Origin of the sequence: Pseudomonas sp. 65/3-MNA-CIBAN-0223, assembly GCF_040310425.1 — a bacterium.
Classification (GTDB): Bacteria; Pseudomonadota; Gammaproteobacteria; order Pseudomonadales; family Pseudomonadaceae; genus Aquipseudomonas; species Aquipseudomonas gregormendelii.
Map to the genome: position 1 here is coordinate 1 of NZ_JBEOPV010000385.1, position 230 is coordinate 230.

General features: G+C 58.7%; 1 pseudogene. It reads left to right on the plus strand.

Annotated elements, in window-relative coordinates:
* Positions 1–40 precede the first annotated feature (40 nt).
* Positions 41–230, plus strand: a pseudogene (locus AAEZ09_RS29310) (sodium:proton antiporter); the annotation flags it as partial.

Here is a 230-nt window from a genome sequence, read left to right on the forward strand (position 1 = left end):
GTGCACAAGTCCCTTTCCTTAGTTCCCCATTAGGTGAGTTATGCCTGTATTGCTGACGTACGTGCTGATCGCACTGGCGGTGGCGGCACTGCTTGGTGTCGTGCTCGAAGAAATAACCCATGTAAACAAGGCCAAGGTCACGCTGTTCTTCGGCACCCTGGCCTGGCTGCTGCTGTTCATCTTCGCCCCGGCGGGCGAGGCGCGGGAAACGGTGCTGGAGAGCCTCAACG